Origin of the sequence: Peribacillus sp. R9-11, from assembly GCF_031345095.1 — a bacterium.
GTDB classification, from domain to species: Bacteria; Bacillota; Bacilli; order Bacillales; family DSM-1321; genus Peribacillus; species Peribacillus butanolivorans.
In genome coordinates, this window is sequence record NZ_CP133763.1 from 1,597,281 (window position 1) to 1,622,937 (window position 25,657).

The 25,657-nt window shown below is 38.1% G+C and carries 26 protein-coding genes and 1 pseudogene; 16 read left to right on the forward strand and 11 right to left on the reverse strand.

Annotated elements, in window-relative coordinates:
- Nucleotides 1–587: 587 nt before the first annotated feature.
- From RE409_RS07685 to RE409_RS07695, 3 genes are all read right to left on the reverse strand, one after another.
- On the reverse strand, nucleotides 588–1,319 hold the full coding sequence (locus RE409_RS07685) for a ZIP family metal transporter (protein ID WP_201181648.1): 732 nt from the start codon (nucleotides 1,317–1,319) through the stop codon (nucleotides 588–590).
- Between the two features lie 131 nt (nucleotides 1,320–1,450).
- On the reverse strand, nucleotides 1,451–2,674 hold the full coding sequence (locus RE409_RS07690; RefSeq protein ID WP_201181646.1) for an MFS transporter: 1,224 nt from the start codon (nucleotides 2,672–2,674) through the stop codon (nucleotides 1,451–1,453).
- Between the two features lie 150 nt (nucleotides 2,675–2,824).
- Entirely contained in the window at nucleotides 2,825–4,246 is a 1,422-nt protein-coding gene (locus RE409_RS07695) for an ATP-binding protein (RefSeq protein WP_309558792.1), read from the reverse strand.
- A 233-nt stretch (nucleotides 4,247–4,479) separates the two neighbouring features.
- Here RE409_RS07695 and RE409_RS07700 point away from each other — a divergent pair, with 233 nt between their 5' ends.
- The 3 genes and pseudogenes from RE409_RS07700 (at nucleotide 4,480) to RE409_RS07710 (ending at nucleotide 8,337) form a co-directional block, all read left to right on the forward strand.
- Nucleotides 4,480–4,917, forward strand: a complete 438-nt coding sequence (locus RE409_RS07700; RefSeq protein ID WP_053345129.1) for a MarR family winged helix-turn-helix transcriptional regulator — start codon at nucleotides 4,480–4,482, stop codon at nucleotides 4,915–4,917.
- Nucleotides 4,918–5,220: 303 nt separating this feature from the next.
- Nucleotides 5,221–6,911, forward strand: a pseudogene (locus tag RE409_RS07705) (M3 family oligoendopeptidase).
- A gap of 382 nt (nucleotides 6,912–7,293) precedes the next feature.
- Nucleotides 7,294–8,337, forward strand: coding sequence for a YkvI family membrane protein (locus RE409_RS07710; protein WP_057213407.1), 1,044 nt, complete (start codon nucleotides 7,294–7,296; stop codon nucleotides 8,335–8,337).
- A 56-nt stretch (nucleotides 8,338–8,393) separates the two neighbouring features.
- On the opposite strand, the gene RE409_RS07715 is transcribed toward RE409_RS07710, so the two are convergent.
- Together RE409_RS07715 and RE409_RS07720 are read right to left on the reverse strand one after the other, a co-directional pair.
- A complete protein-coding gene (locus tag RE409_RS07715; protein WP_201221537.1) occupies nucleotides 8,394–9,020 on the reverse strand; it encodes a hypothetical protein in 627 nt (208 codons plus the stop codon).
- Between the two features lie 205 nt (nucleotides 9,021–9,225).
- Complete coding sequence (locus RE409_RS07720) at nucleotides 9,226–9,402, reverse strand: YkvS family protein (RefSeq protein WP_082527747.1); 177 nt, start codon at nucleotides 9,400–9,402, stop codon at nucleotides 9,226–9,228.
- 456 nt (nucleotides 9,403–9,858) lie between these two features.
- Here RE409_RS07720 and RE409_RS07725 point away from each other — a divergent pair, with 456 nt between their 5' ends.
- The gene (locus tag RE409_RS07725; protein ID WP_053345133.1) at nucleotides 9,859–10,053 is read left to right on the forward strand and encodes a hypothetical protein; all 195 of its coding nucleotides are present in this window, start codon (nucleotides 9,859–9,861) and stop codon (nucleotides 10,051–10,053) included.
- A gap of 51 nt (nucleotides 10,054–10,104) precedes the next feature.
- On the opposite strand, the gene RE409_RS07730 is transcribed toward RE409_RS07725, so the two are convergent.
- Both RE409_RS07730 and RE409_RS07735 read right to left on the reverse strand, forming a co-directional pair.
- A complete protein-coding gene (locus RE409_RS07730) occupies nucleotides 10,105–10,596 on the reverse strand; it encodes a sigma-70 family RNA polymerase sigma factor (RefSeq protein WP_309558793.1) in 492 nt (163 codons plus the stop codon).
- A gap of 548 nt (nucleotides 10,597–11,144) precedes the next feature.
- Nucleotides 11,145–11,972: a thermonuclease family protein gene (locus RE409_RS07735; RefSeq protein ID WP_309558794.1), complete on the reverse strand. Its 828-nt coding sequence runs from the start codon at nucleotides 11,970–11,972 to the stop codon at nucleotides 11,145–11,147.
- Between the two features lie 235 nt (nucleotides 11,973–12,207).
- On the opposite strand from RE409_RS07735, the gene RE409_RS07740 reads away from it, so the two are divergent.
- From RE409_RS07740 to RE409_RS07770, 7 genes are all read left to right on the forward strand, one after another.
- Nucleotides 12,208–12,786, forward strand: a complete 579-nt coding sequence (locus RE409_RS07740) for an ABC transporter ATP-binding protein (RefSeq protein ID WP_242486116.1) — start codon at nucleotides 12,208–12,210, stop codon at nucleotides 12,784–12,786.
- Nucleotides 12,786–13,571, forward strand: a complete 786-nt coding sequence (locus RE409_RS07745; RefSeq protein ID WP_201181633.1) for an ABC transporter permease — start codon at nucleotides 12,786–12,788, stop codon at nucleotides 13,569–13,571. Before RE409_RS07740 ends, RE409_RS07745 begins: the two co-directional genes overlap by 1 nt.
- 216 nt (nucleotides 13,572–13,787) lie before the next feature.
- Entirely contained in the window at nucleotides 13,788–14,054 is a 267-nt protein-coding gene (locus tag RE409_RS07750) for a phosphocarrier protein HPr (protein WP_053345137.1), read from the forward strand.
- The gene (gene ptsP, locus RE409_RS07755; protein WP_056530621.1) at nucleotides 14,054–15,772 is read left to right on the forward strand and encodes a phosphoenolpyruvate--protein phosphotransferase; all 1,719 of its coding nucleotides are present in this window, start codon (nucleotides 14,054–14,056) and stop codon (nucleotides 15,770–15,772) included. Before RE409_RS07750 ends, ptsP begins: the two co-directional genes overlap by 1 nt.
- Nucleotides 15,773–16,086: 314 nt before the next feature.
- Nucleotides 16,087–16,872 (forward strand): SDR family oxidoreductase, encoded by a 786-nt coding sequence (locus RE409_RS07760; protein WP_201181630.1) that lies wholly within the window; start codon nucleotides 16,087–16,089, stop codon nucleotides 16,870–16,872.
- A 47-nt stretch (nucleotides 16,873–16,919) separates the two neighbouring features.
- The gene (locus RE409_RS07765; RefSeq protein ID WP_201224990.1) at nucleotides 16,920–17,786 is read left to right on the forward strand and encodes an NAD(P)-dependent oxidoreductase; all 867 of its coding nucleotides are present in this window, start codon (nucleotides 16,920–16,922) and stop codon (nucleotides 17,784–17,786) included.
- A 67-nt stretch (nucleotides 17,787–17,853) separates the two neighbouring features.
- A complete protein-coding gene (locus RE409_RS07770) occupies nucleotides 17,854–18,219 on the forward strand; it encodes a hypothetical protein (protein ID WP_053345139.1) in 366 nt (121 codons plus the stop codon).
- A gap of 101 nt (nucleotides 18,220–18,320) precedes the next feature.
- Here the strand turns inward: RE409_RS07770 and RE409_RS07775 are convergent, their stop codons facing one another.
- Complete coding sequence (locus tag RE409_RS07775; protein ID WP_056530612.1) at nucleotides 18,321–19,472, reverse strand: aminotransferase A; 1,152 nt, start codon at nucleotides 19,470–19,472, stop codon at nucleotides 18,321–18,323.
- A 159-nt stretch (nucleotides 19,473–19,631) separates the two neighbouring features.
- Here RE409_RS07775 and corA point away from each other — a divergent pair, with 159 nt between their 5' ends.
- The 3 genes from corA (at nucleotide 19,632) to RE409_RS07790 (ending at nucleotide 22,365) form a co-directional block, all read left to right on the forward strand.
- On the forward strand, nucleotides 19,632–20,606 hold the full coding sequence (gene corA / locus RE409_RS07780; protein ID WP_201181629.1) for a magnesium/cobalt transporter CorA: 975 nt from the start codon (nucleotides 19,632–19,634) through the stop codon (nucleotides 20,604–20,606).
- A gap of 112 nt (nucleotides 20,607–20,718) precedes the next feature.
- Nucleotides 20,719–21,228, forward strand: a complete 510-nt coding sequence (locus RE409_RS07785; protein ID WP_201181628.1) for an RDD family protein — start codon at nucleotides 20,719–20,721, stop codon at nucleotides 21,226–21,228.
- 231 nt (nucleotides 21,229–21,459) lie between these two features.
- Nucleotides 21,460–22,365, forward strand: a complete 906-nt coding sequence (locus tag RE409_RS07790; protein ID WP_201224989.1) for a chemotaxis protein — start codon at nucleotides 21,460–21,462, stop codon at nucleotides 22,363–22,365.
- A 64-nt stretch (nucleotides 22,366–22,429) separates the two neighbouring features.
- Here the strand turns inward: RE409_RS07790 and RE409_RS07795 are convergent, their stop codons facing one another.
- Nucleotides 22,430–22,936, reverse strand: coding sequence for a YkyB family protein (locus RE409_RS07795; protein ID WP_309558795.1), 507 nt, complete (start codon nucleotides 22,934–22,936; stop codon nucleotides 22,430–22,432).
- Between the two features lie 330 nt (nucleotides 22,937–23,266).
- Complete coding sequence (locus tag RE409_RS07800) at nucleotides 23,267–23,596, reverse strand: hypothetical protein (RefSeq protein WP_397444176.1); 330 nt, start codon at nucleotides 23,594–23,596, stop codon at nucleotides 23,267–23,269.
- 163 nt (nucleotides 23,597–23,759) lie between these two features.
- Between RE409_RS07800 and RE409_RS07805 the strand changes: the two genes are divergently transcribed.
- Nucleotides 23,760–24,140, forward strand: a complete 381-nt coding sequence (locus tag RE409_RS07805) for a fluoride efflux transporter FluC (protein WP_056530599.1) — start codon at nucleotides 23,760–23,762, stop codon at nucleotides 24,138–24,140.
- Entirely contained in the window at nucleotides 24,137–24,499 is a 363-nt protein-coding gene (gene crcB, locus RE409_RS07810) for a fluoride efflux transporter CrcB (protein WP_201181625.1), read from the forward strand. The genes RE409_RS07805 and crcB overlap by 4 nt, the downstream gene beginning before the upstream one ends.
- Before the next feature lie 177 nt (nucleotides 24,500–24,676).
- Here the strand turns inward: crcB and RE409_RS07815 are convergent, their stop codons facing one another.
- Nucleotides 24,677–25,537 carry a metallophosphoesterase gene (locus tag RE409_RS07815; protein ID WP_056530593.1) on the reverse strand — a complete coding sequence of 287 codons (861 nt, stop codon included), beginning with the start codon at nucleotides 25,535–25,537 and terminating at the stop codon, nucleotides 24,677–24,679.
- Nucleotides 25,538–25,657 lie beyond the last annotated feature (120 nt).

Genomic DNA, 25,657 nt, shown 5'->3' on the forward strand with positions numbered 1-25,657 from the left:
CTCTCATATGGTGTATATATTTTTTTTCAATCCTGTTAGTAATGAACTATGGAAACGTAAGAACAAGGATGGAATATAAATATATATATGCGGAGAGAGAAGCCGGGCTGCTTTGTTTTAAGAGATTGATGAACGTTGTGAGGTGCTGTCTGCTTATATGATTTCAAAAGATTTGATACAAAGATCATTAAAAATAAGGGGATAGTTTATATTTATTTTTCTCTTAGTTTGGACAACTTGCAGAGGAGTGAACAGAGGAAGACTCTGAGGACATTCTTTGTGTTGCAGGAAAAGTTCAATTTGGTTAAAAAACTAGAAAAGTTCAATTAGTTGGGAAAATAGAGTGTTAGGTTTATATGTCGGAGTATGTTAACTCAACAGAGGTACATAGTATTCTTTTATGATTGAGGGGTTCAATAACTAAACCACTTTCTAAATATACAGAAAATTACAGGTGGTTACTTGTATGAAGGCAGCTTCATAGGTGTATCTGGCTTAAATGACAACTTTAAAAATATATCATTAGTCTGAGATGCAAAAACTAAAGGCTGACTCATTTTAAAGGGCCAGCCATGAATGCACGAGAATTATAAAATTTCCAATAATATAACCATAAACAATAGGCCGACAATGAAGGAATAGGTGGATGTGCGCTCATTTCCATCCCCATGGCTTTCAGGGATTAATTCTTTATAGACGATGAAAAGCATAGCACCAGCGGCGAAAGCGAGGCCGTATGGAACTAAAAAACCAATGTAAGAAGTTAAATAAAAACCTATTAGGCCTGTGATTATTTCGATGGTACCGGTTAATGTGGCTATGATGAACGCCGTAAACTTTCCGATTTTTTGATTGATTAAAAACAAGGCGACAAGCAAACCTTCCGGAGCATTTTGCAGACCAATAGCAAAAGCAATTAAATTGCCCGTATCAGCTGCATCTGAGGCGTAACTGACCCCAACAGAAAGACCTTCCGGGATATTATGCAGTGTAATGGCTGTAATGATAAGCAAAGCCTTTTCGTCGAATTGAATGCCACTCTTCGTATGACCGAGATCGATATGTGGAATGTTTTTCTCCATAATTGTTAATGTCATGACCCCGAGAAAAACCCCAATAACAAGCTGAATATACCCCCCAGTGGCTAAAGACTCGGGAATCAGGCTCAGTAACGAAGCAGCCATCATAATACCGGCAGTAAATGCCAGAAGCGTGTCTCTAAAGCGATGTGTGATTGAACCTTGAATGAACAAGATGGGTAACGCACCGGCCCCTGTAGACATAGCAGATAGGATGCTGCCTAATAAAACTCCACTCATAAATTTCTCCTTTGTATGGTACTTATCGTTACTTTTGTGTGTTTTCTGAGTGAAACAATATATTGTATTGAGATGATAAAAATAGGTTCCAGGAAAAACTCATTTGGTAGTACTGTAATTCTTTATGTGTTTTATTCTTCGGCATACCATTTTTTTAGAGTGAGATCAGTTGGTAGCAACAAACTGATGATTCCTAACAAAGGCAAGAATCCTACAAGCTTAATCATGGATGCGATTCCGATGACATCTGCAATTGCCCCCAATGAAACAGATCCTATGGCGCCCATTCCAAATGCTAGGCCGACGGTCAAGCCAGCCATTGTTCCTACTTTGCCTGGAACTAATTCCTGTGCGTAGATTACGGTAACTGAAAAGCTGCTCATAATAATAAATCCCGCGATCAATAATAGGATAAAGGCGGCTGTAGGCGGGACGAATGGCAACAGAGCGGTTATAGGCGTACTGGCAGCGAAAGAAAACAAAATCACGTTTTTACGGCCGAACCGGTCCGCAAGAGGTCCGCCGAAAAACGTTCCTACAGCCCCAGCAGCTAAAAAGGCGAATAGGAAGATCTGTGCGGATTTTATCGTGAATAAATGCTGCTCGATTAAATAAAAACTGTAAAAGTTCGTCATGCAAGAGACATACCAGGAACGGGCAAAAATAATGAATAAAATTAAGACCAGAGCTTTGGCCACTTTATGGGAGCGCTCTTTATTAATTACTTTAGCTGCAACCTTTTTCGGCTTGAAGTGCACCAGCTTTTGAGAATACCATTTGGCAATATACAGTAATAGCATAACGGCTGTAAAGGCAACTAAGGCAAACCAAAGTGCACCTTTTTGACCAAATGGAACAAGTACGATGGCAGTAATGAGAGGGGCGAGAGCTTGCCCGCTATTCCCACCAACCTGATAAATTGATTGTGCCAGGCCTCTCCTAGGACCTCCAGCCATGTATGCAACCCGGGAGCCTTCCGGATGGAAAATGGCTGACCCAAAGCCCATTAGAATGACTGCACCAAGGATTATAGTATAGTTTGGTGCAAGTGCGAGAACGATGACCCCGATTAAAGTGCTGGTCAATCCAATAGGTAATGCAAAGGGAAGGGGCTTTTTATCTGTATAAAAGCCAACAGCAGGTTGGAGAAGCGATGAGACGATATTCAAGCAGAATGCAATCATCCCTAGCTGTGTATACGTTAGAGACATTGATTTTTCAAGAATGGGAAACATGGCCGGTACAACGGCCTGAAGGGAATCATTCATTAAATGACATATTCCTATGATAATCATGATCTTCAGTGTCATATCTTTTTTTTGCGGTTCTGGTTTAAATGCAGTGATACTTGCCATATGTATATTTCCTTCTTTCTAAAATAAGAATCTTACATATTCCAATCATTCGCTCGCAAGTGTGCTCTGTATGTATTACACCCTTGTTTAAATCAATTGTTAGTGTTCGTATTGCCCAACATATGAGAAATAAACTCATAAATGATCGTATTACTCCAAGTTGTCATTTAATATGGGTAAACTAATAATAACTGTTGTACCTTTTAAAGGTTTACTTGTAAGCTCGATCGTTCCATTAAAAAGTTCAATAATTCGCTTGCACACGAAAAGACCTAATCCAGTTCCTTCTTTTTTGGACGTGTAGAATGGCTCGAACACTTTACTGATGTCTTTTTCATTCAGCCCATGCCCAGTATCGATGATTTCTATTTTTGCCTTTTCATTTTCTCTGTAAATTTGTATGGTTAGCTTTTTGCCAAGTTCCATTGCCTCCAGGCCATTTTTGGTAATATTAAGAATGACTTGTTTGAGTTGGTCCTTTGTACAATAAACCATGATTGGTTCCTTTACGATGTTCCATTCCAGCTCAATATTTAAGTAACGTGCTTCGGATTCTATTATTGGTCTTAATTCAGCAATAATACTGCGAATATCGTATAAGGATAAAGTATGTACTATGGGTTTTCCTAAAATTAAAAACTCGCTGACAATGCTATTTATTCGTTCAATTTCTTTCATGATGACAGAATAATAAAACTGGTCTTGTTCTTCAGGGTGTTTTTCAACAAGTAATTGGACTAGTCCCTTAATGCCGGTGAGGGGATTTTTTATTTCATGTGCAGTACTAGCCGCCAGTGTACCGACAAAATCAATTTTCTGCATTTCGTTTAATTGCTTTTGTTTTTTCTTCTCTCTACGAACTATTTGTTCCTCCACAACTATATATATCATGTGAGTAATAAAGAATGTGAAAAAGACAAAAATTAAAAAAACATTCATGTTGATGGTGTTAAGCCGGTCGGGCATTTTAACGGAAAAAGTCCAATCTACTTCCGTCAAAGGAACATTCACCCATGTTGAATTTCCAGTAACTCCTTCGGCATTTATCTCCAGAATGCGAGTTTTATTGCTCGTTTCTAGTTTCACCGATTGATTAGGGATAAGCATTTTTAAACCGTTTTCTATATAATCCAACCTAATATGTGCCAATAAAAAACCTTGAACCTTTTTGTCGTTATCCAAAATAGGGGCGAAAATGGTAAAATAATTAAAACTCGAGTTATTTAGCTCCCTCTTCCCAACAACAACGGCTTTTTGGGTTTCAACTGCCTTGTCTATATCATCCTGTTCAATTAAAAAGTAATGGAGGAAATCCTTATTTGTCCCTGAAATAGAAATGCCATCTTGATTTAGCCAATATACTCCTGCGTACCTCGGATCTGTATCTTTAATCCAGTTCATAAGGAGTTTTGTTTTTTTATCCTCCATATATAGAACAGAACTGCTAAGACTTAGCAGTTCCAGATTTTCTTTCGTTTCACTGATAACTTCGTCTATGTATTCTTGACAAACTGATCCAACCCATTCAGCTTGATCTTGTCGCTCTTTATGGATGGATTGTTCTAAGTACATCCAAAAAATGATAGATAGAATAATTAATGGTAAAATAACAATAAGCAGATATGTGGTAAATTTATGCCTAGTTTTCATGATTGTCACTACTTTAGCTTTTTTTTCTAGTATATCAAACTGTATGATTAAACAATAGTACATACTGATTAGTCAAATTGACAAAGAAGCCGTAATGTCATATAATAACTTTTAATTCAAGATATTTTAATTAAAAATTTTAAGGTTGTGAAGTTATGGAGAATAATAACATCCAACAGTCTTTAAAGCTGTTTATTGTGATGTCGAGAGCTCATCGGTCCATTAATGATGTTGTAAATAAACATATAGCTGAAGAGGGTTTGAATCCAACAGAGTTTGCAGTACTAGAATTGCTTTATCATAAAGGTGATCAACCTCTTCAGCAAATAGGTGGAAAAATCCTGCTCGCGAGCGGTAGTATAACATATGTCGTGGATAAGCTCGAACAAAAGGAATATCTACAGCGGATAGCATGTAAAGAAGACCGCCGTGTAACTTTTGCCAAAATAACGGATAAGGGAAAGGCCTTTATTGAAGGAGTATTTCCTGAGCATGAAAAAAGAATCGATGATATCATGAGTGTTCTCACAAAAGAGGAAAAGGCTACCGTGATAGAATTACTTAAAAAAATTGGTTATTCCGCTCAAAAGTAGCTTATTAAACCAGCACCTTTAATTAATAAATTAGGTGCTGGTTTTTTTTTGGTCGTTTTATCGATTTTCTCGCACAAATAAATCAGTGGGTTTACCTGGTTTGGTTAGCACATACAAGGGGAAACATGGCTAGGGAAATCCGTATTTGTTTCTAGGTATAGGCAGGTTTTTCTTTTTACTGTGGCGAATTTAACTATATCACGATAACCATTAAAAGGAGGATGTATAAGACGGCTTCTATTGATGGTAATTGTGGCATTTAGGCAAATGTCTTAGATAAAATGTATAAAAAGGAGTGGACATATGAAATTTAATGAGTATGAATATAGACGTCCTGAAATGGATGAAATCAAATCGAAGTTCACGAAAGTTTTGGAGAAGTTTAGGGATGCACAAGAAATAGACATACAAGTGAAAGCGATGGAAGAAATAAATGAAATTCGAAATTATGTAGGTACCATGTTAAATTTGGTCTATATTCGACATTCCATTGATACAAATGATGAATTTTATAAAGCTGAGAACGACTATTTAGATGAATTCTCTCCTGAAATGGACTGACTTCCATATTTTATACTGAGCTTGTTCGGTCGAAGTTTCGTCGGGAGCTTGAGATGAAATGGGGGAAACAACTATTTGACTTGGCAGAGGCCCAACTCAAAACGTTTTCACCTGAGATTATTCCGCATCTGCAAAAAGAAAATAAACTATCAAGCGAATATTCACAGTTAATCGCCTCTGCAAAAATTGAATTTGAAGGAGAGGAGCGTACACTTGCACAACTTCAGCCTTTTATGGAGTCAGCGGACCGTGAGCTAAGAAAAAATGCAAGTGAAGCATATTACAGCTTCTTTGAAAAACAACAGGCAGAATTGGATCGAATATTTGATGAACTTGTGAAAGTACGGCATGAGATTGCGACTATGCTAGGGTATAAAAATTTCGTCGAGCTCGGATATAATCGAATGACAAGGACTGATTATAATGCGGAGATGGCTGCTGCATTCCGTAAGCAGGTGAAAGAGGATGTGGTACCGCTTGTTACCCGATTGAAGGAACGTCAGCGTGAACGACTTGGATTGGAGAATCTATGCTATTTTGATGAAAATTTTCAATTTAGAACGGGGAATGCGATCCCTAAAGGTGATGCTGAGTGGATCATCGAAAATGGCAAAACGATGTACCGTGAACTTTCAACTGAAACGAATGAGTTTTTTAATTTTATGATAGATAACAATTTGATGGACCTTGTGGCGAAGAAGGGAAAAGAAAGTGGTGGTTACTGTACCTTCATAGAAGATTACAAAGCTCCATTTATCTTTTCAAATTTCAATGGGACCTCCGGAGATATAGATGTTTTAACACATGAGGCGGGTCATGCATTCCAAGTATACCGGAGCCGTAACCACGATATTCCGGAATATTACTGGCCTACATATGAGGCTTGTGAGATCCATTCGATGAGCATGGAATTTCTTACATGGCCATGGATGGAGCTGTTTTTTAAAGAAGATACAGAAAAGTATAAGTTCTCTCATTTAAGTAGCTCACTTGTATTCCTGCCATATGGGGTAGCTGTGGATGAATTTCAGCACTTCGTCTATGAAACTCCCGACGCCTCTCCACTTGAAAGAAGACAGGCGTGGCGTAAAATCGAGAAGGATTATTTGCCTCACCGTGATTATGAAGGAAATGAATTTTTAGAAAATGGAGGATATTGGCAGCGCCAGAGCCATATCTATCAGTCTCCATTTTATTATATCGACTATGCATTGGCTCAAATCTGCGCCTTCCAATTTTGGAAAAGATCAGTAGAGGGGGATGTGGCGGCTTGGGAAGATTATTTGAATCTGTGCCAACTTGGAGGCAGCAAGTCTTTCCTTGGTCTCGTAGAATCGGCGAATCTGAAGTCACCATTTGCTGATGGGACAGTTCAGTCCGTTGTCAAGGTGATCGATGAATGGCTTTCCTCCGTCGATGATCAAACATTATAAAAGGTGATGAGCTGAGTTTTAAGTGGAAATAAGTATCACAATAAATTCCATGATGAGCCACAACTTAATCGTTGTGTTAAAACGCTTGAGGATATTTTTCCTTAAGCGTTTTTTTACGTTCCCTGCCAAGTGAACTAACTTGTATCTATTGTTTTGGTCTATTAGATACTATTCATTTCTCATTTACTCAGTGCTGTGTTAAAGGTTAATGTTCTTAGAAAGTTTAAAAGGGGCAGCTCTAAAATAAGTCTACTTTATATATTGTTTGAAAGAGTTTAATATCAACAAGATTATTTTACAGAGCCTAAATCAATAGGGAATATTACTTGGCTTGTCTTAAATGCCTCCACCTGACATATAAATGTAGAGAGGAGGGGAAAGTATGCTGTCAAGGTGGTCAGGGATTTTTCAGATTGCAGCCGTTTATGTAGGTACAGTCGTTGGAGCTGGTTTTGCAACTGGAAGAGAGATTGTCGAGTTTTTTACCCGTTATGGCATTTATGGCTTTATCGGGATTTTAATAGCAGGTTATATTTTTATTTTTACCGGAACGAAGATCATGCTTATTTCTACAAGGATAAGAGCTACTTCTTATGAAGAGTTCAATCAATTTTTATTCGGTAAGAAGTTAGCAGGAATCATCAATATCTTTTTCCTTATCATGCTGTTAGGTGTGACGGCCGTCATGATTTCGGGTTCAGGGGCAGTTTTCGAGGAACAACTTGGCGTTCCTAAAAGTGTGGGAAGCTGGTCTACCATCATCTTGGCATCATTAGTTCTGATGATGGGGATGCGCGGCGTTTTTACAGTCAATTCTTTTGTTGTTCCAATCATGATCTGTTTTAGTTTGATTCTCTTTTTCTCTACTTTGGGAAATGGTGACTTTTTGTCTTTTCTTACGCAAGTTCCTGATGAAGGGATTTCCTTGAAAATGATTTTCTCTCCATTTGCATATACAGCCTTTAACCTGGCTTTAGCGCAGGCCGTTCTGGTTCCGGTTGCCAATGAAGTCCGCGACGAAAAGATTATTAAGCATGGGGCCATCCTTGGTGGTATCTTTCTCACAATAATCTTACTAACTGGGCATTTTTCACTTATGACACTTCCAGATGTAACTAGCTATGAAATTCCCTCGGCGGTTATTATGAGAACTGCAGCTGGGCAGTTATATTGGATGTTTATTTTGGTGATTTACGGAGAAATCTTCACTTCGGTTATTGGGAATATTTATGGATTACAAAGGCAAATTAGCAGCTATGTTAAAGTACCAAGCATGCTAATCATAGCTATTATTTTTTTAATAGCTTTGATCATCAGTGAATACGGATATGGAAGGCTATTAGGATATATCTATCCGGTATTTGGATACATAAGTCTGCTTTTTTTAATGCTGGTCTGGAAAAGCAAGGCAGGGAAGGAGAAATGAAAAATGGAGGGAAAAGAAGGTATGAGCTTTTCCCTCCGTCTGGAGTCAATGAATTATTATTTTCTCATCAGCGTTTTAGCCATCTCTAGAAAGGCATCTCGGTAATCTTGATTCCTCTTAGTGAACATTGTTAAGCGGACAGGGGATTTTTCACTTTTGAGCAAAATGGATGTAATCACATCATCCCCTTTTACGACTTCAAATCCCGACCCGTTATCAACGTCAAGTGCTGGATCCTCAATTGTTTCTGAAAGACTTTTAAGTTGGGTTTGGACATTTTCTTCGACTTCATCCCAATTAACATCACCCGTTAATAATTCAATTCTCATAAAAATGGAGTCATCTGTAGTCAGGAATACTATATCTTTACCTGGTTCCTCAGCACTTAACTTATATTGCTGCAGAACATAGAGGCTGAATGGTTGATTATCGCTATTTTTTAAGAAAGCTGTTTCTTCTTTAGCCTCCCCATTACTTGTATATTGCAGATTTTGTTCCATTAGTCTTACTTTGTTGTTATGGTCGGAACTGCTATCATTGCCATTAGAAGCACCGCCTTTGTTCTCTTCCTTCACTGAATCTTCCTGTGGCTCAGCCGTCTTCTCATCTGTGGTTGTCCCACAGCCAGTCAGCAGAAATGCAGCCAATGTGGCTCCACCTAAATAAGGTGTCCAATTAGTCATCTTTTTTCCTCAACTTTCTGGAATGTTTTCTAATGTGTGTTAAGTGATTTCATGCCTTCCAAAGGTCTGGTGACGAATCAACTTTTATATATAGACGGTATGAAATGAAAAAAAGTTACAAAAAATAACAGATTTGAACGAATTATTAATTAACTAAAGTGAAAACGGAATGGTTTAAGAAACCATTCCGTTTGATTACGTTAAATTACCCTATGATTTTATAGTTCTTATGATTGACGACCGTTTTCTGTTCAAGTTCTAAATCACGGTAATTTTCCATATACGTGACGTCCACGATTACTGAGTTCTCGTTCACTTTCTCGACGATTCCTTGTAAGCCTTCTCTAAATTCAATGATATTTCCGACTTCCGCTTTCTTCATGGTAATCATCCTTTCCCATTTCATTTTCAATGATCAAAAAGTAACTATGGAGTAATTGGATTATTCGAACATCTTGCCGTTTAGATTTTGACCTGGGGAGTGCAAGTAAGAGAATTAGATATCTCTTCGGTCGGCAGAGCAGTAGGTTGAACTTTTAAAGAAAGTAAAAATTGAATAAAGCAGTAGTAATGATATGGCATATTTTGGTATCTTATGTAAGCGCAGCTATGCCAACCTGTATGTAAATAGATGGTATTTAAAATGCCAATCAATTTACATTATGATATTTTACTATACAGTTTGCACTATTTTGGGTGATTCGTAAAGAATAATGTAGTAAAGTAAGGAACAAAAAAATCTGATTTATATTTGGAGTTAGGCTTATGTTAAAATAGAAACGGAATTTCTCCTGTCTGATTATTATTGAAACGATTAAAAATTAAGGAGGATATTAGAATGGATGCTCAAGAAGCGAAAGATGTACTTGATAAATTGGCAAACCGTGAAATGGATGAATTCAGGATAAAAAAGGAAGACTTTTTAGGTTTTCGTGAAGTGCTTGTGAAAAGAGAAGACTTTAAACATTTTCGAGGAAATGCCCAGCATAACGGTGAAATAATTTATACTTATTTAGAAGAAGCGAGAAGTTAAGGGAATGGATATTAGGGGTGGCTCAGTATGATGAGCCACCCCTTTTCCTATTTACCAAGAAAAATCCGTTTTTTTCCTTAATTTAAGGAGGGCGGATTTGCGCCATGATTTAACGGCTGCAGTGGTTACCTGATACATATCAGCAATTTCGGATGTGGTTTTATTCCCAATAAATGTATGGATTAGCCACCGTTGCTGGTTTAGTGTCAAGGTTTCCGTATAGATTAAGATATTTTCTAAAACGAAAGCCTCTTCATGCATTGTAAAACGGTCCTTAACTTCAAGGATAGCGGAATCAAAGGGCCTGGTATGTGTTTCATATTTATGATGACGCTTTAGCTCGTTAATGATCCTGCCTTTTATTACGGTATAAGCAAAGTTCGAGAATTTTCCGTTTTCTTCATTGAACTTCTCATATGACTCCCATAAGGCAATCAAACCAATTTGAAAAAAATCATCCTTATTTTTATAGATTGAGAGAGAGCGGATAATGTGATGAATCATCGGGGTGAATTCAACCGTTACAGCTGAGAAATCTTCCATTAGGCAACACCTTTGGAAAAGTGCACTTTACATGTATTCCCGGGTGCTTTTACCTTAAGTAATTCTCCCAGCAATAGCGAAATAGCCTAATGGTAAAATGGATGAAATAAAAGATGAGTTTTATGACTTTAAATAGTAACTTAATCAAGTGAAAGGTGAAATTTAGAAGTATTGTAAGGTGTTTTGTATGTTCGGGATGATCAAATAAAAAACACATCCAAATGCTTGGATGTGTTAAATAAATATACTAATTCATTTTCCGACAGGTTTTCAGATCTGGTTGATGATTTTTCAGCTTCATTCAAAGTAAAGCCGTAAACATATGAGGCTATTCTTTTCTTTTACCAGATAATTTTCTCACGCAGTTTAATGTCATCACTATTAATTATAAAAGTAAGTAATAGATAGAGGTCGACTTTCTTGAGAAGTTGAAGAGTAGTCTGGAATTTTACCTAGCGGGAACTAATACTAAGAACAGATATGTACCCATTTCACCTTTTGTATTTTATGTGAGATCTAGCAAAAATAATTCAGGGTGATGTATTTTGTTAACGCTGCGATTTACGGAATCCAGCATTTAGAGCGTCTTGTTCGGTACAAAAAAGTTCTTCTGGTTTAGTTATTTCGTAATATTGGCCAGTAGGTATGTGATAGATTTTATCGCCCTTAGAATTTATATTACCTTTAATTTCAGGTTTACTGCAAGATGTGCTTTTAGCGTTTTTTTTCTCTGTTACTACTTCAGTATTCGAATCATCAAATCCTTTTGAGGTTGCATAGTTTTCTATCGACCAGATGCCTATTTCTTCTTTTTGGGCTTGTTTCTGAATACCCTCTAATTCATCAATATATTTTGTGTTCGGGGCATAAACATAGGCGATACGGGCTAGTCCTTTTTCAAGCAGGAGTTTATTCACCATTTTTCCATCTACATAAAAATAGGCTAGCAGCCGTCCATATTTATCTCTCTCACTGATGCCGGTTTCTACTTCGACTTCCGAGCCTGCAGGCATTAACTCTTTGGTGAACTTGCTTGCTTCAGGTCCAAAAGGCTGAACAGGCTTAGAGGGATGTACGGTTTCTGGTGTATCTATTAATAGAAGCCTGACCGTTTCTTCATTTCCACTCGGCAGTTTAATTTTTACTGTATCTCCGTCGATGACCCTGACAATCTTGGCCGTGAACGTCTTGCCTTTTTCTTCATTTGAAGAATTGCTGCTGGATTTTGTGTCTGAATTGGACGTCGAATCCTCTTGTTTAGTTGATTCATTAGTTAGGTTATCTGATACCTCCTGGCAGCCAAATAAAGTGATCATGCAGATGGCAATTAGGAGAAGCACATGCAGATAAGAATGAGATAAGGAATTACGGTTCATTATTAAGCCTCCAGTTCAAAGATATTTTCCATGTAGTCATGGATATGTGGGCAGGAATAATACTAACCTATTAAAATGGGAAAGAAAATGAAAACTCATCAAGTTTTTACAAACTTTACTATCTACTATGACGAATGTTTCTTATAATAAAATCGTGGATAATGAAAGGTAGGCTTGAAAAAGTATGTTTAGGCTAGAAAAGATTAGATATAAAGGTATTTTAAATATTGATAGTATGAAAATTTCAGCAAATAGGGTTACGTGTTTGACTGGAGAAAGTGGAGCCGGAAAAACTTCACTGCTCCGATTATTGAACAGAATAAATGAACCGGACAGCGGCTCGGTATTTTATCAAGATCAGTTGCTAGATAACCTTAATCCGATAGAGCATCGTCGTAAAGTCACGATGCTGTCTCAGACACCTTTCACTATACCGGGCACGATTGAAGAAAATCTTCAATTGGGTCTAGAATTGACAGATAGAGAAAAGAAATCGAAGGCAGAGTTCGTGAAAGCCCTTGATACGGTTCTATTGCAGAAGTCTTTATCCGATGATGCGGAGATTCTGTCTGGCGGTGAGAAACAAAGGCTGGCACTGGCAAGATTACTTTTGTTAAAACCCGAAGTGTATTTGCTGGATGAGCCGACAGCTGCGCTTGATGAGGAAACAGAATTGAAGGTCATGAGCAGATTTTTAGCAGAAGTGAAGCGAGGAAAAGGAACGGTCATCATGATTACCCATTCCAAACAACTTGCGGACATATGTGCTGAAAAGATGATCATTCTGAAAAAGACGAAGGAGGGGGACTATTAATGGACAGTAACGGGATAATAGATATTGAGTTCTGGCGTCTATGTGCGGCCTATCTATTTGTTGTGCTGCTTCTTATTATCGTGAAGTGGCGCGGCATTTCACGGGAAAAGCAAATCATTCTCGCTACGGTTCGGATGACGGTTCAACTCATTCTCGCCGGTTATGTATTGACGTATATATTTGAAAATCCAAACCCATTACTTTCTATAGGGTTTTTATGTGCGATGTCCCTTTTCTCAATCCATAATATTTTTAAGCAAATATCATTTACGCTTAATAAGAAAATCAAACGAATGGTTATTCTTAGTATGCTGACGGGCCCCTTGGCCGCTTTGTTTTATTTTAATCTAGTCGTCATACATTTCACTCCATGGTATGAGCCGAGGTATTTTATCCCGATTGCAGGAATGATTGTCGGGAATGCGATGACTGGGGTTACATTAGCGTTAAAAAACCTGCATGACGGGATTACTAGTAATCGTGAGAAGGTAGAAGCAATGTTGATGCTTGGAGCCACTCCAGCAAAAGCGGTCAAAAAATATGTCGATGCAGCATTTGATTCAGCCGTGCTGCCCACCCTGAACAATATGCTTGGTATGGGAATTATTTTCCTTCCAGGAATGATGACAGGGCAAATTCTGTCGGGGATCAGTCCACTCATCGCAATTGAGTACCAAATTGCCATACTGATTGGTATTCTCGGCAGTGTTTCGTTAACTGTGATTCTTTTCATTATGCTGAGTTTTAGAGCTTTTTTTACCAAAAATGCACAGCTATCCATTTAAACATTAAAGAACCTGAAAAGTAATAGTTGCAGTTCTATCCATATTTTTGTACTATTTTTTAGGTACTAGATAGTTTTGGTTTGTTTGTTGGGTATGATAATGCTATTCTGAAAAGGAAGAGGGCATTTCTTTTTTCGTTACTTTTTCTAACTGAATAGGGAATACCGCTTACATAACCTATTTTTTGTTATTTTATCTTAAAGGAGATTGATTTATATGGTAGAAAAAACATTTACAGTAACTGCAGAAACAGGTATACATGCTCGTCCAGCTACATTGCTTGTACAAGCTGCCGGAAAGTTTGATTCAGAAATTAACCTTGCACATAAAGAGAAAAAAGTGAACCTTAAGTCTATTATGGGTGTAATGTCTCTAGGTATTGGTAAAGGAGCAGAAATTACTATTTCTGCTGAAGGAAGCGATGAAAATGATGCTCTTAAAACACTAACTGACACATTGAACAGAGAAGGATTAGCAGAATAATGTCCACTTTGATAAGTGGAATAGCAGCTTCTAACGGAATAGCCATCGCTAAAGCCTATCGACTAATTGAACCAGAATTATCAGTTGAAAAAAGAAGCATAGAAGATGTCGAGGCGGAAATATCCCGTTTTAAGGAAGCTATTCAAAAATCAACAGTTGAATTAAAAGTAATAAGGGATAAAGCCGAACAGGATTTAGGAGCAGATAAGGCTGCCATTTTTGACGCACACCTACTTGTATTGGCTGATCCGGAACTTATAACTCCAATTCAGGATAAAATTCAATCGGAAAACGTCAATGCTGAGTTTTCTTTACATGAAACTGCAAGCATGTTCATTACTATGTTTGAACAAATGGATAATGAATATATGAAGGAACGTGCTGCAGATATTCGTGACGTTACGAAACGGGTGCTGTCGCATCTTTTAGGCGTACATATTCCAAATCCTAGCATGATTGCTGAAGAAGTGATCATCATTGCTGAGGATTTGACGCCTTCTGATACAGCTCAATTGAACCCAGTTTACGTTAAAGGATTTACGACCGATATCGGTGGACGTACATCTCATTCAGCAATTATGGCACGTTCATTAGAAATCCCAGCTGTAGTTGGGGCTAAATCGGTAACCGATTCCATTGTAAATGGCGATTTAATCATTGTAGATGGCTTGAAGGGTGAAGTGCATATTAATCCTACTCCTGAACTCGTGAAACGCTATGAAGAGGCCCAGGAAGCCTATGCTTCACAAAAAGCTGAGTGGGCGAAGCTAGTTCATGAACAAACGGTTACACAAGATGGTCATCATGTTGAACTGGCTGCCAATATCGGCACGCCTAAGGACCTAGAAGGTGTTCGTCAAAATGGCGGTGAAGGAATCGGCTTATATCGGACGGAGTTTCTTTATATGGGCAGAAATGACTTTCCAAGTGAAGAAGAGCAGTTCGAAGCATACAAAACCGTACTGGAAGGGATGGCAGGAAAGTCTGTTGTCGTCAGAACGCTTGATATAGGCGGAGACAAAGAGCTGCCATATTTACAGCTTCCTAAGGAAATGAATCCATTCCTTGGATACCGCGCGATTCGTCTCTGTTTAAATGAGCAAGAGATTTTCCGGACCCAGCTTCGTGCCCTGCTTCGGGCAAGTATCTACGGAGACTTAAAGATCATGTTTCCGATGATTGCTACATTATCTGAATTCCGGGAGGCTAAAGCCATCTTGGCAGAAGTGAGGCAAGAATTACTTGATAATGGTGTCCAAGTTGCTGAGAAAATTGAGGTCGGAATCATGGTTGAAATTCCATCAACTGCAGTTATGGCAGACATTTTTGCTAAAGAAGTCGATTTCTTTAGCATAGGCACGAACGACCTGATTCAGTATACAATGGCTGCTGATAGAATGAATGAGAGAGTTTCTTATTTATATCAGCCATATAATCCAGCGATTCTACGCCTGGTTAAAATGGTCATTGATGCAGCTCATAAAGAAGGAAAATGGGCTGGAATGTGTGGCGAGATGGCAGGAGATGAAGTAGCTATTCCAATTTTAATCGGAATGGGTCTCGACGAATTTTCCATGAGTGCCACTTCGATTCTAAAAGCACGCTCCTTGATTAGCCAACTTTCGCTTGATGAGATGAAAAAACTGTCTCAGGATGTTTTGGTGATGGATACAAATGATAAAGTGAAAGAAGCTGTACTTAAAGCAGTAAATATATAATCAAAAAAGTCAGCACTTCATCCACAGAGAAATCCTCGGATGAAGTGCTGTAAAATTTTATATTACTTTTTTAAAAATATGTTTAATGAAACACCATGTGGGTATATAAAAGCAAGCACAGTTGTTTAGCTCGATTAGAGCAGCTGACATTCTCATTTCCCCCTTTGACGCCGGTTGGGCTTCCCAACCGGCAATTTTTTGTGTGTTTTAAGAGAACTTCAAAAAAACACATGAAAAATGATTATTCAGATTTTTCACTTTTCAAATGAAACGATATAATGAAAGTATATTTTAATGAAAATGGGGGAGTTGGAATGGACTTACATTTGCAAAAGAAAAATGCTTTGATTTTGGCTTCAAGCCAAGGATTGGGGAAGGCAATAGCGGCAGAACTAGTTAAAGAAGGAGCCAATGTCATGCTTGCCAGCCGTGATGAAAAAAAACTTGCGGTTGTGCAAAGAGAATTATCACAGCTTGGGGCAGGCAAAGTGGCTTATATGGTAACGGATATAACAAAACCTGAAGATATTAAAACCTTAGTTGAGCAAACTGCAGTAGAGTTTGGGGGTATTGATATCCTTATTAATAACGCTGGAGGTCCTCCAGGGGGTGCATTTTCTGATTTCAATGATGAAGAATGGCAACAATCTTTCGAACTGAATTTACTGAGCTTCATTCGGACGATTCGAGAGAGCCTGCCACATCTAAAAAAACAAGGTGGTAAAATTGTTAATATTGCTTCTTCGTCTATTAAGGAGCCGATTCCAGGACTTGTATTATCGAATACATTCCGGACTGCAATTGTTGGATTATCAAAAACGTTAGCAACTGAGTTAGCTCCAGACCAGATATTAATCAATACGGTTGGTCCGGGTAGAATCGCAACAGACCGCATTCAGCACCTTGATCAATTTAATGCAGAGAAACAGGGAGTCACTACTGAAGAAATTACTGAAAAATCGATAAATAAAATCCCTCTTGGCCGTTATGGGGAGCCTGAGGAATTTGCGAGATTCGTTACTTTCCTTGTCTCAGGGGCTAATACATACTTAACTGGCCAGTCCTATTTAGTTGATGGAGGCATGGTAAAGTCTATTTAATAAAGTAATTAATATAAGTAGAATTGAGGAGATTGGTCTTGACGAAAATGAACACAGTAATCGGATTTATTGGTATAGGAGTAATGGGAAAAAGCATGGCCGGAAATCTACTAAAGGCAGGATATGAGGTATATGTCTATACTAGGACGAAAGAAAAGGCTAGCGATCTAATCTCTCAGGGGGCAAAATGGGCAACAACACCTAAGGAAATCGCACAGCAAACTAACGTAATTATCTCCATGGTTGGATACCCAAGCGATGTCGAAGAAATATATCTTGGTGAACATGGGCTTATCGAGAATGGGAAAAAGGGTACCTATTTAATTGATATGACTACCTCCACGCCTTCTTTGGCCGTAAGAATAGCTGAAGAAGCGAAGAAAAAAGGCATGGAAGCACTTGATGCCCCCGTTTCTGGAGGGGATATCGGTGCACGGGATGCAAAACTTACCATTATGGTCGGCGGAGACATTAAGGCTTTCGAAGCTATTCAGACAATTTTTGATATCATCGGCAGCAATGTTGTCTATCAAGGTCCAGCGGGATCGGGACAGCACACGAAAATGTGTAATCAAATTGCAATTGCATCTAATATGATCGGGGTTACTGAAGCGATCTCTTATGCCAAAAAGGCCGGTTTGGATCCAGACCGCGTTCTGCTGAGCATATCATCGGGGGCTGCCGGAAGCTGGTCATTGTCTAATCTTGTACCTCGAATGGTAAAAGGTGATTTTGAACCTGGTTTTTATATCAAGCATTTTATTAAAGATATGAAAATTGCACTTGATGAAGCGGAAAGAATGGGAATGGATGCTCCTGGATTAACCTTGAGCAAATCCTTATATGAGAACCTTGCAGAGGCTGGCGAGGAAAATAGCGGTACTCAGGCTTTATATAAACACTATAATAAATAAAGTGCTACCTTCTCTTTCTTTTGAATAAGCTGAAAGCGACAGCCTTTACAAAAAGGAGCGATCGTTTATGGGCGAATTCGATGACATTAACATGAAATTTCAAGAATTAGAAGATGGCCGATACATTGTCCGGATTGAAGGTTTTAAACGCGAAAAAACCATTAACCAAACAAAGCCCATTCGATGGGAGTTAAAATTAATGAATGAAAGTCCACTAATTCTGCCGGTGAAATTCAGCCATATTGAAACAAATGCCGGTTTCCAGATTCTGATGCGTGAGTTAAAAAGTTTAGGTCATTCGAAGCCGCGCTCCGCAAAGGAATTTGAAGAAGTGATGGCAGATTTACTTGGATCAATCGTTGAGGTGAGCCTTACGACAACAAATAAGGAAGAAGGTTATCGCGAAATTCGGTTTTTACGGAGATTATATTAACCAAATAAAAAGTTTTGTGGAGAATTGTTAGTAGCATGAAAATTTTTAAGAATAGGAAAGTGGCCTTCAATAGTTCAATCAATTGAAGGCCACTTTTTTGTTCAATTATTCTTAAGTAAAAAAGCTTCAATACGGTCTAAAGCCATTTTCAGAGTTTCCATTGAATACGCATATGAAATCCTAAAGTACCCTTCACCTAGTGAAGAAAAAGCATCACCGGGGACTACAGCCACTTTTTCCTGTTTCACAAGTTTGAGACAGAATTCAAGTGAAGAAGTGAAACCTTCAGGCAGCTTCACAAAGAAGTAAAAGGCACCATTTGGTTTGACTATTTCTAAATTCATTGCTTGTAAGCGGTTGTATACGTATTCTCTTCTCAGGGCATACTCGGACTTCATGGGAAGGGCATCATCCTTGCCAGCTGTTAAAGCAGCCAGAGCAGCCCTTTGAGAAATGGAAGAGGCACAGGTCACATTATATTGATGGACCTTTAGAATATGCTGAGAGATAGCTACAGGCGCAAATAGAAGGCCAATTCTCCAACCGGTCATCGAATGAGACTTGGATAAACCGTTTAAGACGATGGTTTGGTCCTTTAAATAAGTGGCAATCGATACATGTTTTTGATCAAATACGAGCTCGCTGTATATCTCATCCGCCAAAATGAAGATATCTTTGCCCCGTACGAGCTCGGCGATATCCTTTAATTCGTCAGCAGACAATGTGACTCCAGTTGGATTTGAAGGATACGGCAGAACGATGCATCGTGTATTATCAGTTATGTATTGTTCAATGATATCTGCAGTTAAACGAAATCCATTTTTGGTTGTATCCGCATAGATAGGGGCTGCTCCACACATTTTGATAATCGGTTCATAACCTGGATATACAGGGCCAGGGAGTATCACTTCATTCCCGGGGGTGAGAATAGTCCGGAATGTAACGTCGATACCCTCGCTTGCACCTGAAGTCACTATGACTTCATTCGCTGGATCATAGGTAAGCTGGTATTTATCTTTTACATATTCAGATGCGGCTTCCCTTAATTCTAAATAACCGGCATTATGAGTATAAACAGTATAATCATTATCAATAGCTTGTTTGGCCGCTTCTTTAATATGCAGCGGGGTTGGAAAATCTGGCTGTCCTATCGTTAAGGAAATGGTTCCTTCGATATCTGCGACCATATTGTAAAATTTACGGATTCCTGATATTTGAACTTCTTTTACTAGAGGGTTTACTAAATGCTCCATCTATGAATATCCTCCCTTTTCATACTTCATGAGATTATGTACTATGTTTGACGGATTCACTCTATTTTATCATTTAGTTTGGATGGGGGAGAAATACTTTTTGAGATTAATGAAATAAAGGTATAATGAGAATTAAGAAAATTTTGAGGGTTGATACATATGATAAGGACTTGCGCTATAACTTCAGATCAGGAAGTCAATTTTGATTTGCCACTAGTAGAAATGAATAATCCGGATATTGAGTGGTATTGGGTAGATTTTTCAAATCCTACAGAAAAGGAAATTGAACTTTTATCGAGTCATTTTCACTTTCATCCGCTGGCTATTGAAGACTGTCTGGATGACTTTAACCAGCGTCCAAAAATGGATTTTTATGAGGAGTACCAATTTATTGTTATACATGCTCTCAGGCAAAAGGTCTTTAGAGCTGTCGAACTTGATATGTTTGTGGGCGAAAAATGGTTAGTCACATTTCATAAGGAGGAGCTGCTGGAACTTGAGACGGTGTGGAAGGAAATCCATCAAAATAACATGCTAAAGCAGGGTCCTTTTTTTCTAATGCATAGATTGATTGATCGGATCGTCGATGAATTTTTTCCACCTGTATATAAAATGGAAAGCGAATTAAGTAGTATCGAGGATAATACCGAAAATGAAACCATTACAGACTTGATGGATCAGTTATTTGATTTACGTACGGATATGTCAAAACTTCGCCGAACTATACTACCGATGCGTGATTTACTTTACAGGATGATTTCGTCCGAGCGGCTTAATTATTTAAAAGATCAGCATCTGTATTTTAATGATGTTTACGATCACCTACTTAAATTAACGGAAATGTTGGAATCATACCGGGATTTTTCATCTGATATCCGGGATAGCTATTTGTCTGTTAACTCTAATAATATGAATTCGACGATGATGACTTTGACTGTCATTACTACCATTTTCATGCCGCTGACTTTTATAGTAGGTGTGTATGGGATGAACTTTCAATATATGCCCGAATTAAACTGGCACTATGGCTATTTCCTGGTCCTCGGAATGATGGGGGGAATTGCGCTGATGATGTTTTTATACTTTGTTAAAAAAGGTTGGCTGAATCCTAGAAAAAGATCAAGAAAGAGCTAAAAATATCCAGCCAATCAGCTTTTTCAATGAAATCTATATTAATTTGATACTTTATTTTGATATAATTTAAAAAAAGAATAAAATACCAAATTTATGAATATGAGGTGTTTGAATGGAAGTTGGGGTTGTTGAAAGGCCAGCAGTGGAAAGAGGAGAGTATGCTGGATTTTGGCTGCGCTTTGGCGCGAATATTATTGATGGTATTATAATCGGAATCCCTACCGGAATCATATCGGTTATTGTAAGTATTTTTTGGAGTGGCGCGATGATGGAATTACAGGAATCGACAATCGATCCTAATTACGAGGCATCATTGAGTGATATATTCGTTTTCATGGCAGGAGCAATTATCATTCTATTTTTATCTTTACTTATAAGCTTTCTTTATTATACTTTATTACATTCCTCGAAATGGCAAGGCAGCGTCGGAAAAATACTCCTAAATATTAAAGTGACGGATTTAAATGGAGGACGAATAGGGTTTGGTAGAGCTACAGGGCGTTATTTTGCGACGATCATATCAGGGATGATCTTTTATATCGGCTATATCATGGCAGGGTTTACATCGAAAAAACAGGCACTTCACGATATGATTGCAGGAACGGTAGTAGTCAAAAAATGATCATGGAAAAAAGGGGACTCTGATATGAGCTCCCTTTTTTTGTTTGGCTTAAATAGATAATCTCTTCTTGATTCTATTTTTCTTACCATTGCACTAAACAAAAGACGAAAGAAACCGAATTATTAGGTATGAGTTCATTTAAAATATCATCGTAGGTCTATTTGACCAAAAAAAATATTTTTTTAGATAATGGATATATATGAAAAAGTAAGGGAAGGGCGAGATAAAGCAATGGAAGCAAATAAAGGGATTTTACTAGAAAGTGGAACGAATGAGCTAGAGATTGTTGAATTCGGCATAGGAAAGAATAAATTTGGCATTAATGTAATTAAGGTAAAGGAAATCATTAATCCAGTACATATCACGCTTGTTCCTCATTCACATCCAAATGTTGAAGGAATTATTGAGCTTCGCGGGGAGGTACTACCGGTTGTAAATGTAGCGGATGCCCTAGGATTTCCAGCATCGGGAACACCAGAGCAAGATAAATTCATAGTCGCTGAATTCAATCAGCAAAAAGTGGTGTTCCATGTCCATACGGTGACACAGATACACCGCATCTCTTGGACTCAAATTGAAAAGCCTTCGGATATGTATCAGGGATTGGAAAGTCAGATTATCGGTGTAATAAAATTAAACAGTGAAATGATTTTATTACTTGATTTTGAAAAAGTAGTGGTTGAAATCAATCCGGATTCAGGAATCAGCGTCCAGCAGGTTAAAAAGCTGGGTCACCGGCAAAATTCAGAAAAGAGAATACTTATTGCAGAGGATTCTCCATTACTGAGAAAGCTACTGTTTGATACATTGTCAGAAGCGGGGTTTAAACACCTAGTGTTTTATGAAAATGGGCTAGATGCATTAAATTATTTAGAGAGTTTGATCGAATCAGGAAAGCAGGTTGTTGAAGAAGTGCAATTGGTGATTACTGATATTGAGATGCCTCAAATGGACGGTCATCATCTAACTAGAAGAATCAAGGAAAATAGCGAACTTACTGTATTGCCAGTCATTATTTTCTCCTCATTGATTACGGATAGCCTGCGCCATAAAGGGCAAGTCGTCAGGGCTGATGCACAAATCAGCAAACCAGAAATTGCTGCTCTAATAGATTTGATAGACAAATTTGTTTTATAGTATTGGAAAACGGGCCGAGGGTGTATAATCTCTCGTCCCGTTTTTATTATCCAATTTTTACCCTTTAATACTTGGAACCTTTTCCTAAAAAAGAGGAGGGAAATGGATTATGAAATGGCTGTTTGACCGGGCCCCGTCCGTAAGGCCTTTTCTCAGTATTGGTAGAGTTCGGCTGCTTTTCACCTGCTTGTCCAACGTAAGATTGTAAGATTTGCTTTGCCTTGGATAATGACAAGGAGGCTTTAGGGTTCCGTATGGATGCTGCCCTGCTGCCGAGGTGGGGTAGTTTTTTCAAGTCTTCCTTAGTAGGAGGTAGGTGAAAAACATATGATCCGCATTCGACAATTACGTCGGATTGTTGTGCGGCAAAGCGAGGGTTATCAGAGAAATGAAGTCCAATCTTCTTCGCTTTTCCTTCTTGCATTAGCTTGTTTAATGCAAGCCGTTTTAAATTATATAAATTTTTAGGTTCCAATGCAGTCTTCGCATGTTTATTTACAATAAACACGGCCTGGGCAAGGGAGTTAATCGAAAACTCATCCATTTCAGAATGTCCTTTCGTGTGGTTCATTATAGAAACTCCTTTTCTTCATAAGGTGAGAAGGAAAGAAACATGCTTCCTTCAATAATTTCCTGCTTTTATAGTAATAATAAATAGAGACGGTGCCTAAGAGCCTGATTATAATATGAAATAAATGCATTTACATCTCTAGGGGATGACAATCCATTCCCAACACTTTACCATCTATGCATTTCATATTATACCACTTCAAAATATATAAGGAAGTAAAATTCTATTTCACACCAATCATTCATTAAGAATGGGGACTAGAGAAACAGGTTGTACCAACTATATGGAAAAGAAAAAAGAAGGCGTTTCATGACGCCTTCTGTGCAATCGTTAATGTGTGTATATATTAATATTTTCAGACACTCCAGCCTGTGCGCCAAATTGTTGCGGATATCCAGCCTGTGCGCCAAATTGTTGCGGATAGCCCTGAAAACCTTGATAAGCAGGATAAGGAGGATAAGCGGGCGGATAGGGAGGAGGATATGGCGGGTAAAGTGGACGGTTGTTGAATAGCAAGGGGCCTATTGCTAATCCTGCAACAAAAGCAACAGGCGCTAATAAAGGAAAGAAAGGAAAGAATCGTTCGTCATTCCAATGTTCAGGTCCATATTCATTTCCGTATTCATTCGCGTATGCATTTCGGTATTCATTCTGTAGCATTATAGTTTGTGGATAGGGGTAGTAAGGAAAATACTGTGTTTGCATAAATAGCCTCCTTTTCTCAAATTCTTTACATAGTATGGTTTTTTTTCAGAAAAGAGCCTGTATCATCTTAATCTGTTATAATGAATCTACTTGTGAGAAAAAATTTGAGGTGATTACAATGTTACGGTTTAAAAGTGTTTTGGCCGTAGGTTTTGGAGGAGCAGTCGGAGCGTTGCTGCGTTATTTAGTTATCTTGACAACTGCCCACTCCTTCTTCCCATTTGGAACCCTCTTAATTAATATAGTAGGAAGCTTTATACTTGGATTGTTAAACGGCTATTTTGCTACAAAGAAAAATTCGCTTGTTTTTTTAGCCTTGGGCAGTGGGCTATGTGGGGGATTCACCACGATGTCCACATTTTCACAGGAAATAGTGAATCTTTTGCAGATATCATTGATTTATACAGGAATGTATCTGGGAGCCACGGTTTTATTTGGTTTAATTGCAGGTTTTCTGGGACTGAGCTTTTTTGATAGACGAAGAGGTGAGACCGTTTGATTCAGGTTCTTTCAGTTTTTATTGGAGGTTTTTTGGGTGCTGCCTCGAGGTATGTATTACAAATTATTTTTAATAAGCTGTTGCCAACAGGCTCCATTCCTATTAGTATTTTACTGATTAATCTAATAGGCTCTTTTGGTTTAGGAATCATCTTTCCTAATAAAGAAGATTGGGCTTTATCGTTGCAAGCTTTTCTTACAATTGGTTTTTTAGGAGCATTTACGACATTTTCCACATTCAGTATGGAAACGCTCGAACTTATGAGAAAACACCGTTACATAGAAAGTCTTATCTATGTAACAGTGTCGGTTTTAGGTTGTATTGGTACTTTCCTATGTGGCTATTTAAGTATGATATAACTTTTTATTTTGTTTACTCCATGTCTTTCTGGTAAAAAAATCCTGGTTATTCAAATATTCTTCTAATGCTATAATTCAAAAGGATACATTAGGAATAATGAAGAGTAACCAGTTGTTTTCTTCGCACAGGTTTTGTTAATAAGTCTGGCGACTTTCCTCTGTGTACTTTTCATCTCACTATTCTGCCTGGAATTCATAAATTGTTAACTCAGGACGTGAAAGAAAACGATACGGAAGCCGAGTTGTGCCAAGCCCTCTATTAACATGTAATGTTAACGAATCAATTTCATACGTGCCTTCACGATACTTTTCTGCATATGGAGGAGTGACAAGGGCTCCTGCAAAAGGAATTTGTACTTGGCCTCCATGACTGTGACCGCTTATTTGATATTTGATGTTGTACTTACTTGATATGTCAGCAAGGTCAGGAGCATGCGAAAGCATAATGACGTACACTTCTTCTGGAATTCCTGAAAGGGCTTTTTCAAAATCTGGTTGTCCAAGCATCGCATCATCTACCCCGGCTATGTAAATTTCTTCAGCCGTTAGTAATGAAATCTTAGTAGAGGTATTTTGCAACATGGTAAAATGGGATTTCTTCATGATATCGCTGTATATCTCAGAGCCATACCCCCCATGATCATGGTTACCGTAGATGCAGAACTTTCCAAGAGGCGCTTTGAGCTGATTTAAAACAGGCGGGATTTTCTGTTGAGCATTGTATTTATTAGGCTCGTCCATTAAATCTCCGGTAAATAAAATAACATCCGGATCTAATTGGTTTATCTTATTGACAATTGCTTGTAAATCATTAAGCTGAAATTGAAAGCCTAAATGAGTGTCACTGAATTGAATCATTTTCATACCATGAAAACCTTTTGGGATAAGAGGGTGGCTGATAATGTTATGCTTGATTTCTAACCATTTTGGTTCCACATTGTGGGCATAGTACCCTCCGCCAATACTTAATCCGGTTACGGTAGCCAATGTGCGAAGGCCTTTTTTTAAGAATGTTCTTCGGGAAATGGATTCACTCAAATTAATCAACCTATCTAATTTTAAAATGTTACTTCCTCATATTAACAAACAATATACATAAAATGAAGAAAATATCTTCTATACGCATATGAAAAACATGTAAACTGGAGTTTAAGAATA

Coding starts and splice junctions, on each gene's coding strand:
- RE409_RS07685 (WP_201181648.1), bottom strand. CDS start 1,319: ATGAGTGGAGTTTTATTAGGCAGCATCCTATCTGCTATGTCTACAGGG.
- RE409_RS07690 (WP_201181646.1), bottom strand. CDS start 2,674: ATGGCAAGTATCACTGCATTTAAACCAGAACCGCAAAAAAAAGATATG.
- RE409_RS07695 (WP_309558792.1), bottom strand. CDS start 4,246: ATGTACTTAGAACAATCCATCCATAAAGAGCGACAAGATCAAGCTGAA.
- RE409_RS07700 (WP_053345129.1), top strand. CDS start 4,480: ATGGAGAATAATAACATCCAACAGTCTTTAAAGCTGTTTATTGTGATG.
- RE409_RS07710 (WP_057213407.1), top strand. CDS start 7,294: ATGCTGTCAAGGTGGTCAGGGATTTTTCAGATTGCAGCCGTTTATGTA.
- RE409_RS07715 (WP_201221537.1), bottom strand. CDS start 9,020: ATGACTAATTGGACACCTTATTTAGGTGGAGCCACATTGGCTGCATTT.
- RE409_RS07720 (WP_082527747.1), bottom strand. CDS start 9,402: ATGAAGAAAGCGGAAGTCGGAAATATCATTGAATTTAGAGAAGGCTTA.
- RE409_RS07725 (WP_053345133.1), top strand. CDS start 9,859: ATGGATGCTCAAGAAGCGAAAGATGTACTTGATAAATTGGCAAACCGT.
- RE409_RS07730 (WP_309558793.1), bottom strand. CDS start 10,596: ATGGAAGATTTCTCAGCTGTAACGGTTGAATTCACCCCGATGATTCAT.
- RE409_RS07735 (WP_309558794.1), bottom strand. CDS start 11,972: ATGAACCGTAATTCCTTATCTCATTCTTATCTGCATGTGCTTCTCCTA.
- RE409_RS07740 (WP_242486116.1), top strand. CDS start 12,208: ATGAAAATTTCAGCAAATAGGGTTACGTGTTTGACTGGAGAAAGTGGA.
- RE409_RS07745 (WP_201181633.1), top strand. CDS start 12,786: ATGGACAGTAACGGGATAATAGATATTGAGTTCTGGCGTCTATGTGCG.
- RE409_RS07750 (WP_053345137.1), top strand. CDS start 13,788: ATGGTAGAAAAAACATTTACAGTAACTGCAGAAACAGGTATACATGCT.
- ptsP (WP_056530621.1), top strand. CDS start 14,054: ATGTCCACTTTGATAAGTGGAATAGCAGCTTCTAACGGAATAGCCATC.
- RE409_RS07760 (WP_201181630.1), top strand. CDS start 16,087: ATGGACTTACATTTGCAAAAGAAAAATGCTTTGATTTTGGCTTCAAGC.
- RE409_RS07765 (WP_201224990.1), top strand. CDS start 16,920: ATGAACACAGTAATCGGATTTATTGGTATAGGAGTAATGGGAAAAAGC.
- RE409_RS07770 (WP_053345139.1), top strand. CDS start 17,854: ATGGGCGAATTCGATGACATTAACATGAAATTTCAAGAATTAGAAGAT.
- RE409_RS07775 (WP_056530612.1), bottom strand. CDS start 19,472: ATGGAGCATTTAGTAAACCCTCTAGTAAAAGAAGTTCAAATATCAGGA.
- corA (WP_201181629.1), top strand. CDS start 19,632: ATGATAAGGACTTGCGCTATAACTTCAGATCAGGAAGTCAATTTTGAT.
- RE409_RS07785 (WP_201181628.1), top strand. CDS start 20,719: ATGGAAGTTGGGGTTGTTGAAAGGCCAGCAGTGGAAAGAGGAGAGTAT.
- RE409_RS07790 (WP_201224989.1), top strand. CDS start 21,460: ATGGAAGCAAATAAAGGGATTTTACTAGAAAGTGGAACGAATGAGCTA.
- RE409_RS07795 (WP_309558795.1), bottom strand. CDS start 22,936: ATGAACCACACGAAAGGACATTCTGAAATGGATGAGTTTTCGATTAAC.
- RE409_RS07800 (WP_397444176.1), bottom strand. CDS start 23,596: ATGCTACAGAATGAATACCGAAATGCATACGCGAATGAATACGGAAAT.
- RE409_RS07805 (WP_056530599.1), top strand. CDS start 23,760: ATGTTACGGTTTAAAAGTGTTTTGGCCGTAGGTTTTGGAGGAGCAGTC.